Source organism: Aquimarina besae (genome assembly GCF_042434905.1).
Taxonomy (GTDB): Bacteria; Bacteroidota; Bacteroidia; order Flavobacteriales; family Flavobacteriaceae; genus Aquimarina.
Map to the genome: position 1 here is coordinate 838006 of NZ_CP170199.1, position 13387 is coordinate 851392.

General features: G+C 31.4%; 12 protein-coding genes and 1 tRNA gene. 6 read left to right on the top strand and 7 right to left on the bottom strand.

What is annotated here, in order from left to right:
- The first annotated feature begins 8 nt into the window (after window positions 1-8).
- Window positions 9-1631: a S41 family peptidase gene (locus tag ACE94K_RS03660; protein ID WP_378180101.1), complete on the top strand. Its 1623-nt coding sequence runs from the start codon at window positions 9-11 to the stop codon at window positions 1629-1631.
- A gap of 41 nt (window positions 1632-1672) precedes the next feature.
- Here the strand turns inward: ACE94K_RS03660 and ACE94K_RS03665 are convergent, their stop codons facing one another.
- The 4 genes from ACE94K_RS03665 to ACE94K_RS03680 form a co-directional block, all read right to left on the bottom strand.
- A complete protein-coding gene (locus ACE94K_RS03665; protein WP_378180104.1) occupies window positions 1673-2119 on the bottom strand; it encodes a GNAT family N-acetyltransferase in 447 nt (148 codons plus the stop codon).
- Window positions 2120-2122: 3 nt separating this feature from the next.
- Window positions 2123-3037 carry a cation diffusion facilitator family transporter gene (locus tag ACE94K_RS03670; protein ID WP_378180107.1) on the bottom strand — a complete coding sequence of 305 codons (915 nt, stop codon included), beginning with the start codon at window positions 3035-3037 and terminating at the stop codon, window positions 2123-2125.
- 11 nt (window positions 3038-3048) lie between these two features.
- The gene (rpiB, locus tag ACE94K_RS03675) at window positions 3049-3480 is read right to left on the bottom strand and encodes a ribose 5-phosphate isomerase B (protein WP_378180110.1); all 432 of its coding nucleotides are present in this window, start codon (window positions 3478-3480) and stop codon (window positions 3049-3051) included.
- Window positions 3481-4045: 565 nt separating this feature from the next.
- Complete coding sequence (locus tag ACE94K_RS03680; RefSeq protein WP_378180113.1) at window positions 4046-4285, bottom strand: DUF2007 domain-containing protein; 240 nt, start codon at window positions 4283-4285, stop codon at window positions 4046-4048.
- A 471-nt stretch (window positions 4286-4756) separates the two neighbouring features.
- Here ACE94K_RS03680 and rnr point away from each other — a divergent pair, with 471 nt between their 5' ends.
- The 3 genes from rnr (at window position 4757) to ACE94K_RS03695 (ending at window position 8439) form a co-directional block, all read left to right on the top strand.
- Entirely contained in the window at window positions 4757-6952 is a 2196-nt protein-coding gene (gene rnr, locus ACE94K_RS03685; protein ID WP_378180116.1) for a ribonuclease R, read from the top strand.
- 74 nt (window positions 6953-7026) lie between these two features.
- Window positions 7027-7701, top strand: a complete 675-nt coding sequence (locus ACE94K_RS03690) for a head GIN domain-containing protein (RefSeq protein ID WP_378180119.1) — start codon at window positions 7027-7029, stop codon at window positions 7699-7701.
- Between the two features lie 42 nt (window positions 7702-7743).
- Window positions 7744-8439, top strand: coding sequence for a LysE family translocator (locus tag ACE94K_RS03695; RefSeq protein ID WP_378180120.1), 696 nt, complete (start codon window positions 7744-7746; stop codon window positions 8437-8439).
- A 34-nt stretch (window positions 8440-8473) separates the two neighbouring features.
- Here ACE94K_RS03695 and ACE94K_RS03700 read toward each other — a convergent pair.
- A tRNA-Cys gene (locus tag ACE94K_RS03700) sits at window positions 8474-8544 on the bottom strand.
- A 54-nt stretch (window positions 8545-8598) separates the two neighbouring features.
- Window positions 8599-8955: a dihydroneopterin aldolase gene (folB, locus tag ACE94K_RS03705; RefSeq protein WP_378180122.1), complete on the bottom strand. Its 357-nt coding sequence runs from the start codon at window positions 8953-8955 to the stop codon at window positions 8599-8601.
- 150 nt (window positions 8956-9105) lie between these two features.
- On the opposite strand from folB, the gene ACE94K_RS03710 reads away from it, so the two are divergent.
- On the top strand, window positions 9106-11148 hold the full coding sequence (locus ACE94K_RS03710; RefSeq protein WP_378180125.1) for a glutamine--tRNA ligase/YqeY domain fusion protein: 2043 nt from the start codon (window positions 9106-9108) through the stop codon (window positions 11146-11148).
- 49 nt (window positions 11149-11197) lie between these two features.
- Complete coding sequence (locus ACE94K_RS03715; RefSeq protein WP_378180128.1) at window positions 11198-12664, top strand: phosphoethanolamine transferase; 1467 nt, start codon at window positions 11198-11200, stop codon at window positions 12662-12664.
- Window positions 12665-12673: 9 nt separating this feature from the next.
- Here the strand turns inward: ACE94K_RS03715 and ACE94K_RS03720 are convergent, their stop codons facing one another.
- Window positions 12674-13183 carry a hypothetical protein gene (locus ACE94K_RS03720; RefSeq protein ID WP_378180131.1) on the bottom strand — a complete coding sequence of 170 codons (510 nt, stop codon included), beginning with the start codon at window positions 13181-13183 and terminating at the stop codon, window positions 12674-12676.
- Window positions 13184-13387: the final 204 nt, after the last annotated feature.

Genomic DNA, 13387 nt, shown 5'->3' on the forward strand with positions numbered 1-13387 from the left:
TGAAACCTATGAAAAAGAAAATCCTTTATCCTGCTATTGCAATTATTGTTCTACTATCTACGGTAAGTTTCAAGTCTGATTTTTTTGAAATTGCAAAACAGATTGAAATTTTTACAACCATGTTTAAAGAGCTAAACATGAATTATGTAGATGAAACCAATCCTGCAGAACTTATGGATACTGCTATTAAAGCTATGTTAGATGATCTGGATCCTTATACTAAGTATTGGAACGAACAAGATGTTGAGGCCTCTAAAATTAGAAATGCAGGAGAATATACTGGTATTGGAGCTTCAGTAAAGACTGTTAAAGACAAAATAATTATTGTAGAGCCTTATAAAGATTATCCTGCAGACAAAGCAGGTCTCAAAGCAGGAGATGAGATTATTCAGATTGGTGACGTAGTAGTTTCAGATTTTGAAGAAGATGCGGGAGAACTTCTAAAAGGGGCTAGTGGTACTGAGGTAGAAATTACTTACAAAAGACAAAATCAGACAAAAACAACCATTCTTACCAGAGAAGAAATTGAGGTAAAAGCGGTTCCATTCTTTACTCTGTTGGATGATAACACAGGATACATTGTATTATCTAAATTCAATAATAAAGCATCTTCAGAAACGGTTTCAGCCTTAAAAGATCTAAAAGCCAAAGGTGCAGATAAAATTATTCTTGACCTAAGAGGAAATCCGGGAGGTTTACTAAGCGAAGCTATTAATGTTACCAATATTTTTGTTCCAAAGGGAGAGTTAATTACTACCACTAAATCAGTTGTAAAGAAATACAACAAAGAATACTTCACTAAAAAAACTCCAATAGATATAGAAATTCCATTGGTGGTATTGGTAAATGGTAGAAGTGCTTCTGCAAGCGAAATTGTTGCCGGAAGTATTCAGGATTTAGATAGAGGTATTGTTATTGGTGCCAGAAGTTTTGGGAAAGGGTTAGTACAACGACCAAAAAAACTAACTTACGGTACACAGTTAAAAATAACCATATCACGCTACTACACGCCTAGTGGAAGATGTATTCAAGCATTAGATTATTGGAATAGAGATGAAAATAACAAAGCTGTTCGTATAAGCGAAAAAGATTTTAAAGCTTTTAAAACTAAAAATGGTAGAACTGTTTATGATGGAGGTGGAATACAGCCTGATATAGAAATGGAAACATCAAAGTTTAGTAATATCACAACATCATTACTACAATCGGACGCCATATTTGATTATGGCACTAAATACTACTATTCTCATAAAATAGATGATATCTCAAAATTTAAATTGACTGATAAAGATTATGAAGATTTTAAAAGTTTTGTAAAACAAAATGGTTTTGATTATGAAACTGCTACCGAGAAATCTCTTAAAAAATCCCTGGAAGTGGCCAGAAGAGACAAGCTGGATAAAGATATTTCAGAAAGTTATGATGCTTTGCTAGCCTCTATAAAAGCATCAAAAGAGAAGGGTCTGGACACCTACAAAACTGAAATAGCCAATCTACTTACTGATGAAATTGTAAAACGATATGCTTATAGAGAAGGACTTTATGACTATTACATAAAGCATAACCCCGAAATAGAGAAGAGTAAGGAAATTCTTGGAAATAGCGCCAAATATGAAAAGATTTTAAAATAATGAACAACAAAAGCCGGCAACATTTAGCTGGCTTTTGTTGTTTATGATCTTATCATCGCAATATGCGGAATACCGTCTTCTAAATATTCATTCCCTATTTGTTTAAAACTGTGTTTTTCGTAAAACTTCTTCAGATAACACTGAGCTGATATTTTAATTTGGTCTGTTCTAAATTGCTCTTTTATTCCTTCTATGCTTTTCTTTATCAAATCGTGCCCATAACCATATTTTCTCTGATTTTCTGACACCACTACTCGACCAATACTTGCTTTATCAAAATAATCTCCTGAATTAAATATTCTTGTGTATGCTATAATTTCATTGTTTTTATATCCAATGACATGTAGTGCTTTTTGATCTTTATCATCAACATCTTGGTAAACACAATCTTGCTCTACTACAAATACTTCTGCGCGTAAGCGCAGAATTTTATATAACTCTAACAGCTCTAATTCATTAAATCGTTTAATTTTAAAATCTATATCCATACATCAGTCTTGCACAATAATATCTTTACTATCATTTTTATTAAACTCAGGTTGCAAAGTAACATGATTAATACCAAACCGTGACGCTAACACATCTTCAACCAAATGGAGTATTTCTCCAAACCGAGATACGTGAATATCGTTTTCAAAATCGATATGCGCCTCTAAGTGTGTTTCTTCTTCATTAAGTTGCCATACGTGGACATGATGTATACTTTTAATTTCTGGTAAACTATTCACAACGTTTACAATCTCTTTTACAGCAATATTTTCTGGAGTAAATAACATTAATATTTTAAAAGATGATTTTAGTAAATCATACCCTACAACTATTAAATATATAGCAATTATAAAAGTAAGTACACTATCTATCCAAAATAATTGATAAAACTTCATTAATAAACCTCCTAATAAAACTGCTACCGAAGCCATCATATCGGTAATAAGGTGTAAATATGCTGATCTCATATTCATATTTACTTTACTATCCTTTTTCAATAATAAAACACTTATACCGTTACCAACAATAGCCAGAGAAGATAATATAATTACAGTTTGTGTAGTAATTTCTTGTGGATTTTGTAATCGCTCTATGGCTTCAATGACCAAAAAGATTGCTACGATAATTAAGGTTGCTGCATTTACAAACGCAGCCATTATTTCTGCTCTTTTAAACCCAAAAGTTCTTTGTATAGAAGCTTCTTTTTTCGCTAATCTATTAGCAAAAAAGCTTACGACTAGTGAAAGTACATCACTAAAGTTATGAAGTGCATCCGATAATAAAGAAAGACTTCCGGAAACTAAACCACCTATAACCTGTGCGACTGTAATAATAATATTTAATAAAATGGAAACTAATAAATTACGCCCACTTAGTTTTGGATACGACTGGTGGTTATGAGCATGATTTTTTTCCATCTATCTTTTAATTAACACATAGAAATCTTATTTACTCTATTTTGATGTCTTCCGCCTTCAAACCCAGTATTCAAAAACGTTTTTACCATTTCTATAGCCTGTGGTAATGATGTAAACCTCGCTGGAATACTTATAATATTTGCATTGTTATGTTGTCTTGTTAATTCAGTAATTTCTTTAGTCCAACATAATCCTGCACGTACATTTTTATATTTATTTGCTGTCATTGAAACACCGTTTCCACTTCCGCAAATAAGAATACCAAAATCAACAGCATTGGTATCTACATCCTTTGCTACCGGATGAACAAAGTCTGGATAATCGACACTACTATTTTCATCAGTACCATAGTTTACTACCTCTATACCTTCTGACTTTAAGTACGATATTATTCCAAATTTATATTCGGTTCCTGCGTGGTCATTTCCAATAGCTATTTTCACAACTTTATGCTTTTAAAATTATTTAAGGATTCTATTTATATGTTAATTACAAAGATACTTTAATCAGAAAAAGTAAACTTCAAAAAATCAATAAATTAAACCTAAGCTATCTTAATGTTAATAACCCCTTACCTCCTGTTAACATCAGATGTGAATAAATAGTTGCTAAAATTGAGGAACTTTTTTTGGTGTTATGAATTATAATTTCAATACACCATCAATACCTTTAAATCAAAATTTTTTAATGAGTTTCTATTGATGAGTTTTGAAATAAAAAGTTGTTGTTATTAACTATGGTTTTACCGTAAAATTATAAATAAAAAGTTGTGTTTATAATATATCAACAACTGTTAATTAAATTTAAAATTTATAAGATTTTCAAGCATTTACGTTATTCATATCCTGTTGATATCAATCTGAAAAATTGCTTAAAGTAAATAAACAAATAAAATTAGATAAAGTTATACCGCTATCAACATCACATGATAATCATCATTATTTATTTTAAAATTTAAAAAAGAAAGATATTTATATGTAATATATGTTGAAAACTATCATCTATATATTATATAATTCTAAGATGTGAATTAGCGTTAAGATCATCTATTATCTGTTGAACCCTAATTTGATCTTTGCGATGTACTTTTAGATTAATTCCTCCAAGAGCATTGGAGTAAAACGGAAACACTCCTATCATCGTTTCATTCTCGAAAAAATAAGAAATACCTTCTCTTTCCAAAAGAAGTCGTAATATTGCATAATCGTTTGGATATGTAAAGGTGGCAATTGTAATAAAATCTTTCATAGAAATAATCCAGATAATAGATGATTATCTAAATATACAAATAATATGAAAATTTAGTTAATCTGTGTAGCTTCCTTATCAGAATTGATCACACCATTTATTTCTGATTTTCTATCCGTATCTGGTTGTTGATCCATTGTGTTTCCTATATAAAGTGTAGAGTAATAGAGGCCTAATAAAAATATTAGGGTAAATAAGAATATGATCTTATGGATTTTTTTGACTTTATAATTCATATACTAGTACCAAACGAAGAAAAACAAATCTTGGTATTTTAAAATTAAGTAAATTTTAAGAAAAACAAGAAAAATTGTTGATAATTGTCATTTGTAAGTTATTGATTTACAGATGATGTATTTTTTTAACTATAAACAAGAATAAAATTCAATATTTAGTAAAAGTTTATAACCAAAATAACATAGGTTAAAAGATAAGCTGTAATTTTATATTGTATTTATTTAAAAGACATTAATGAAAAGAAAAAGAAGAAGAGGAAAAGGAAAAAAGTCTCCTAAAATTGAAAATATTACCCAAGGAATACTCAAAATACTTAAATCAGAACCAACTAAAACTTTTAACTATAAGCAAATTGCTGCAAAGTTTGGAGTTGATGATCCAAGTAGTCGGAATCAAATTATAAAAAAATTATCCCAGCTGGCTGCAAAAAAACAGATAGAAGAAGCAGATAGAGGAAAATTTAAAATTGTACCAAATATTAATACATATTCTGGTAAATTAGAAATTACCTCGAAAGGAACGGGTTATGTAATTGTAGAAGATCTTGAAGAGGATATCTTTATACCTAATAACAATCTAAATAAAGCATTGAACGGGGATGAAGTAGAAGTTTATGTATACAAAAGAAAGCGTAGGGGTAAAAGTGAAGGAGAAATTACGAGAGTGGTTTCTAGGAAGAAAGATGAGTTTGTAGGAGTTATCGAAATACAAAAGAACTATGCATTTGTAAATATGCAAGACAGCAGGATGTATACAGATATTTTTGTTCCTAAAAACAAAATAAACAAGGCAGAAGACGGTGATAAGGTACTGGTAAAATTAGAGGACTGGCCAGAGAAAGCAGATTCCCCATTTGGAAAAGTTATTAAAGTACTTGGTAAACCAGGCGAGCACAATACAGAAATTCATTCTATTTTAGCTCAATACGGATTACCGTATGAGTTCCCCCTAGAGGTAGAAGCTTTTGCTAATGAATTAGATACTTCTATCCAAGAATCTGAGATCAAAAGTCGAAGGGATATGCGTAAAACGCTCACTTTTACTATTGATCCAAAAGATGCTAAGGATTTTGATGATGCATTATCTTTTGAGGTTTTAGAAAATGGAAATTATGAAATAGGAATACATATAGCAGATGTATCACATTATGTAAAACCAGGAACAGTTTTGGATGAAGAAGCTTATGAAAGAGCAACTTCTGTATATCTAGTGGATAGAGTAGTTCCTATGCTTCCGGAAGTTTTATCAAATAATGCTTGTTCTCTAAGACCACACGAAGAAAAGTACACATTTTCAGCTGTTTTTGAAATAAATCATAAAGCAGAAATTAAAAGTCAATGGTTTGGTAGAACAGTTACCTATTCTGATGCTCGTTTTGCTTATGAAGAAGCTCAGCATATAATTGAAAATAAGGAAATTACAATTCCTAAAGAAATTTCTTTGACAGGAAAAGAATATAATACAGATCAAAAAATAGCAGATGCAGTACTGAAACTGGATGAATTAGCTAAGATCATGCGTACGAAACGAATGAGACAAGGAGCAATTTCTTTTGATAAAGTAGAAGTTAAGTTTAATTTAAACGAAGAAAACAATCCTGTAGGAGTGTTTTTTAAGACTTCTAAAGATGCTAATAAACTTATTGAGGAGTTTATGTTACTCGCTAATAAAAAGGTAGCAGAATTCATTGGAAAACAAAATCCAAAGAAAACATTTGTTTATAGGGTGCATGATGAGCCTAATGATGAAAAACTAGCAGCTTTACAAAATATTATTGGCCGTTTTGGATACAAATTGGATTTACGAGACCGTAAAACTACAACCAACTCTCTAAATGGTTTATTAAGGGATGTTCAAGGAAAAAAGGAACAGAATCTTGTGGATACTTTAGCCATACGAAGTATGAGTAAAGCGGAGTATACTACACATAATATTGGTCATTATGGGTTAGCATTCGACTATTATTCTCATTTTACTTCTCCCATAAGACGTTATCCTGATGTGATGGCACACCGTTTGCTTCAACATTATCTGGATAATGGAAAATCTGCATCAGAAGAAGAATATGAAGAAAGATGTAATCATAGCAGCTCCATGGAAAATTTGGCAGCAAGTGCTGAGAGGGATTCTATAAAATATATGCAGATTAAATTCATGAAGGATCATCAGGATGAGGAATTTTTAGGAGTAATTTCTGGTGTAACCGAATGGGGAATATATGTAGAAATTATAAGTAATAAATGTGAAGGAATGATACGCTTAAAAGATATGAATGATGATCATTATGTTTTTGATCAAGATGAATATGCTGTGATAGGACAACATTCTAAAAAAGTATATCAGTTGGGAGATGAGGTATATGTAAAAGTAAAGAACGCAGATCTTGTGAAGCGACACTTAGATTTTACTTTATTAGGAGGTAAAGAGTAATAGAATATTTGATGTATTCTATCGTTATTTTAATCAATAAATAAACATAAATCAAAATTAAATTTACGAAGGCAATGAAAAAAGTAGTATTTCTCTCTTTGTTTTTTGTTGTAGCTGCATTAAATGCACAAAAAGTGATTACAAAAAATGTTGGAGATTTTAATGAGCTCAAGGTTTTTGATAAAATAGAAGTGAAACTTTTAAAGGGATCAGAAAATAAGGTAGAAATTTCCGGCATTAGCAGGAAAGAGGTAGATGTTGTATTAAAAGATGATATATTAAAAATTAAGATGTCTCTTAGCAATACATGGGATGATAACGATACTAAGGTGACGGTTTACTATACAGACATATCTAAACTAGATGTTAATGAAGGAGCAAAGATTATAGTTAAGGGAACTATTGAAGCAAATAATTTAGACATCAGAGCGCAAGAAGGTGGCGATGTTTACGCAGAAATTAAAACGAATAGATTATTTGCTAGAGCCGTAAGTGGTGGAGAGTTACATTTAGAAGGAACGGCAGATGAGCAAGAAGTGATTGTAAAAGCAGGCGGTCAGTATATGTCAGAGGATCTTAAAACGCAAAGAACAGAGGTAAAGATAAGTGCAGGAGGAAGAGCAAATGTATATGCAAGTGACTATGTAAAAGCAAATACAGCAGCTGGAGGAACTATAAGAATCTATGGAAATCCAAAAGAAGTTGATGGAAAAAAAGTTTTTGGGGGCAAAATTATAGAGGTAAACTAAGCAGTATTTTCTAACTTTGTAAGAAATACGCTTATACACTCTATGTTTCAAGACGCTCAAGCAGCAATATTTTTAGGATTTATACTAGCCTTTTTGATTGGGCCTGTATTTTTTGTCCTGCTTGAAACAGCTGCTATAAAAGGGTTTAGAGCTGCTTTAGCCGTAGATCTTGGAGTTATTTTTGCTGATATAGTATTTATCTTAATAGCATATTTTAGTACCAATCAGATATTAGAAAAAATAAAAGACGATCCCGCCTTATTTGTTTTTGGTGGGATGCTTTTGGCTACATATGGTATTATTTCTTTCGTTAAAGAAAGAAAAAATTATAATAAACTACGAGATACATCAGTAGAAATTATTAATAAACACAACTATATCGTACTCTTTTTTAAAGGGTTTTTACTAAACTTTATAAATATTGGTGTCTTGGCATTTTGGATAGGAATCATTGTCGTTGCAGGACCACAAATGGACATGGATACCAATAGAATTATTCTGTTTTTTGTGATGGTTTTAAGTACATATTTGTTTGTAGATGTGCTTAAAATGCTTTTAGCTAAACGATTAAAAAGGAAATTAACCCCGAAACGGACCTATATAATCAAAAGGGGAATTAGCATGATTATGATGGTTTTTGGAATATTCTTGATTTTAAAAGGAGTGATACCGGATACGATGGAAAAGAAAATTCAAGATAAGATAGAAAAGATAAGACCTGGCTCTAGTATAGAATAAAAAAATCCTGTAATATTTTACAGGATTTTTTTTGAGGTGTCGAGCGGATTCGAACCGCTGTAGATGGTGTTGCAGACCACTGCCTAGCCACTCGGCCACGACACCCTTTTTTGTCTTAGAGGGCAAATGTAAAAAAATTTATGAATACTTCAGATGTATTTACCTTTTTTTACTTCTGGTAATTGTAACCATTTGTACATTTCCTCCAATTGGTGGGTTGATCTTAGAAACATCCACAGTAGCTTTATCAACTAGTGGTAGCTCCTTGATTATACGATTTAAAATACGTTCTGCTGCGTGCTCAAGTAATTTAGAACGAATAGCCATTTCTTCTTTTACAATATGATTAAGATGCACATAATCAACAGTATCCGAAAGGCGATCTGTTTGTGCCGACCGATTAAGATCTGCTTTTATTTTTAGATCTACACGATAATCAGAACCTATTTTTTTTTCTTCTACCAAACATCCATGATACGCGTATATCTTGATATTTTTTAGTGTAATTAATCCCACAGATTTTTTTACAAAGGTACCGAATCTTTATGAAGGTAGTAAAGGAAAATAACCCTTTTATAAATCAGTATTTTTGTAATTAAAGAGTTCTCGTATTATTGTTGTGTATCATTAGAAATATTAGGTAGTTTTGTATTTTATTTTTAACCAATGACAGAAGAAAGAAAATCACTCAATTTTTTAGAGCATATTGTAGAAGAAGATCTAGCAAATGGAATGGATCCAAAGGATCTACGTTTTAGATTTCCTCCTGAACCTAATGGTTATTTACATATAGGTCATACAAAAGCAATCGGAATAAGTTTTGGATTAGGACTTGACTATAATGCTCCTGTAAATTTACGATTTGATGATACAAATCCGGCCAAAGAAGAGCAGGAATATGTTGATGCAATTAAAGAAGATATTGCTTGGTTAGGATATCAATGGGATAAAGAGTGTTATTCTTCTGATTATTTTCAGCAATTATACGATTGGACCGTACAATTAATCAAGGATGGTAAAGCATATGTAGATAGTCAATCTTCTGAAGAAATTGCAGCACAAAAAGGAACCACTACAGAGCCTGGTATTAATAGCCCTTATAGAGATAGATCAGTAGCAGAAAATCTGGATTTATTTGAAAGAATGAGAGCTGGAGAGTTTGATGAAGGTGAGCACGTGGTGAGGGCAAAGATAGATATGGCTGATCCCAATATGTTGATGCGTGACCCTTTGATGTATAGGATATTAAAAAAGTCACATCATAGAACAGGTGATACTTGGTGTATATATCCTATGTATGATTGGACGCACGGGGAAAGTGATTATATAGAGAATATCTCACACTCTTTATGTTCATTAGAATTTAAGCCCCACAGAAAACTATATGACTGGTTTTTAGATCAAATTTATACGGATAATATAAGACCTAAACAAAGAGAATTTGCGCGGTTAAACCTTAGTTATACAATCATGAGTAAGCGAAAACTTCTCAGATTAGTAAATGAAGGAATAGTAAATGGCTGGGATGATCCCAGGATGCCTACGATTTCCGGTTTACGAAGAAGAGGATATACACCAGCTTCAATAAGAAAGTTTGTAGAAACTGTAGGTGTGGCCAAGAGAGAAAATGTAATTGATGTTTCATTGTTAGAGTTTTGTGTACGGGAAGATCTTAATAAGACTGCTCCAAGAGTAATGGCAGTTATTGATCCGGTGAAATTGGTAATTACAAATTACCCTGAAGGTAAAGAGGAGTGGTTAGAAGCAGAAAATAACCCAGAAGATAAAGACGCAGGATCTAGAGAAATTCCGTTTTCTAAAGAATTATTTATAGAGAGAGAAGACTTTAAAGAAGAAGCAGGGCGCAAGTATTTTAGATTAACAATAGGTAAAGAAGTGCGTCTTAAAAATGCATATATAATTAAGGGTGAAAGTGTTGTAAAGGACGAGAATGGCAAAATAATGGAAATACGTTGTACGTATGACCCAAAAAGCAGATCGGGTAGTGGTACGGTAGAATCTAAGCGCAATGTTAAAGGGACATTACATTGGGTTTCTATTAAACATGCCTTACCCGCAGAGATACGGTTATATGATCGTTTATTTAATGATGAAGCTCCAGATAGTCATAAGGATAAAGATTTTATGGAATTTCTTAATCCTGATTCTTTAAAAGTAATTACAGGATATGTAGAACCGGGTCTTAAAAATGCAAGACCGTTAGATCAATTTCAGTTTCAAAGATTGGGTTATTTTAACGTAGATCCTGACAGTACATCAGAATCATTAGTCTTTAATAAGACAGTGGGTCTGCGAGATACGTGGGCTAAAGTTAAGCCCAAAGAAAATATTCAAACAACCAACAAAGAACAAGCAAGTAAGCAGCAGGGAATAGCTGCAATTGACGAAATAAAAAGAGCAGGGAAGAAGTATACTAACCTACCAGAAAAGAAAAGAGAAGCGCTTAAAATGAAGATTATGGAAGCAGCTCAAGAAATTGATCTGGAGGAATTAGTTCCTTTGTATGGGACTGCTGCAAAAAAAATAGGGACTCGTATCGTAACTACTATTGCATTAGGAGTTGCATTAGAAACTAAAAACATTGAGCCGGACCAGCTAGCCAAAGAATTTATCATAAAGGGTAAACAAGATGCAAACGAATTATTAAGTAAAGAGGCGAGCGACATAGCTTCTAAATTCTCATTATAACATTATAGTGATGATGGTCAAAGAGCATAGGAAAGTAATAATTTTTCATTTGTTTTTAAACATAATCTTTGCTCTTTTTATTACGTGTTCGTCATATTATCACATTCCTCTTAAAGGAGGAAAGGATGTTATTGCATATCTCATACATTTATTAATAATTCAATCAACATTTGCAGGCGTACTGTATATTTTTTCTTTATCAAGAGTACTTTTTAAAGTTGTTTTTTCTTTGGTGTTTTTGATATTAGGATTTATTTCTTTTTGGGTGTATAGTATCGATATTTCTGTTTCTTCTGCACTCATAAATGCTGTGTTTACCACAAAATCATACATTGTAAAAGATCTTATAAGTTGGCAGTTAGTGTTGTACATACTCTTTTTAATAGCGGTATTAGTGCTAATTTTTAGGTTTTATGATAGATTAGAAAAAAGAATGGGCTATAGGGTCTTTTTACCCATAAGTGTTGGGCTAGTTTGTATGTTTTTCTGGGTAGATCAGATCAGGCTTCAAAGTTTTAGTACGAAACTTCCATATTCATTATTTTATAGTTTGGCTGCATATTTTAATCAAGAAGAGTTACCACTTAAAAAAATTAAAAAAGTTGATGATATTGACCAGAATAAGATTAAAGTTGTTTTAATAATTGGAGAATCAGTAAGAGCAGACCATCTACAATTAAATGGGTATTTTAGAAAAACAATGCCAAAATTAGCTAACAGAAACAATATTGTTAGTTTTGATAAGGTATTTACTAATAAAACTAATACGGCTTTAAGCTTACCTTATATTTTAACCAACAGAAATATATATGATCATTCACAAGATTCTATAACGTCTCTTTTCGATATGATCAATTCCAGGAATATTTCTACGCAATGGATAGGAAATCAGCTTCTGGAAAGTTCGTATGAACCAATTGTAAAGACCAATAAAGAGGTTTTTATTATCGACGAGTTAAGATCTTTTTGGAGTTTTAATAAAAAACAGGATCTGGATTTACTTCCATTATTAAGCGAAAAAATTTCATTAAGTGATACTGGTTTATTTTCATTACATATGATAGGAAGTCACTGGTGGTATGAAGACAAGTATACAGATAAATACAGGCAATATAGACCCGTAGTGGATAGCAAATATATACCTTCTTTGACGAAGGATCAGATGATCAATTCTTATGATAATACAATACTGTATCTTGATAATTTTTTGGATGCTGTAATAGGGATTTTGCAGCATCAAAAAGAGCCCTCTGTTATGCTATATATATCAGATCACGGAGAAGCGTTAGGAGAGGATGGTAAATGGTTACATTCACATTATAAGAGTCTTACCAATCCTGCTATGTTAGTATGGTACTCGGATTCTTTTAAAAATTACTATAATAACAAAATAGATATATTAATAGAAAGAGAAGATGAAAGCATCACAACCGATGTAATATACCATTCAGTATTAGATATTTTCAATATAAAGGAATATGATGTTCAGCAATCAGTTTTTGACTGTAAAGATTGACAAATAGTTTTAGTTATCAACTATTTGTTCATCCTGTGGAATATCAATTTCTGTCTCAAAATTCTTAAATATCTTCTTTGTTTCTTCGTTATCTAGTAGTTTTCTTGATTCTATAAAGTACCACTTTTCTTTCTTTTTATCATAAAATCCAAATAAGGAACTTTTTAAAGTAATAAACCGCCCATTAAAATCCATTTTAATGGTGTTTTTTACAAGGCAACGATATTCCTTTTTTTCTTTTTTTATGTCTGCTACCTCATCAATTTCAGAGCTTACAATCTTTATTTTCTGAGCAGTCATCGTTTGGAAAACTTGGTTAATATCATTTTGAAGTTGCTCTCGACCGTATTTTTTAGAAATTTTGGGATGCGTATATTCTAAAAGAGTATTTACATCTTTTTTGAGAGAAGCTTTAGAAACTATTTTAGCATCTCTTAATGCTTGTTTTTTTAGCTCGTTTAAATTTTGCGAAAACACGGTTCCGGACACAAGTAAAAATATAAGCAGGTAATTTTTCATTTTCATTTTCATTTCTGTAAAGTTACTCTTTTTTAAACCATAAAGAATAACTATTGTTTTATAATTATAATTGTTTTTTGTTATTAAAATTAGATTTATATAAGAGACTTTAAGAGAAGATAAAAACTGCGGTATATAATGTTGTGTCTCAAATAAAAAAAAGCTCTTAAAAGGTTTTATTTTAATTAGAGACAAAATTAGTGA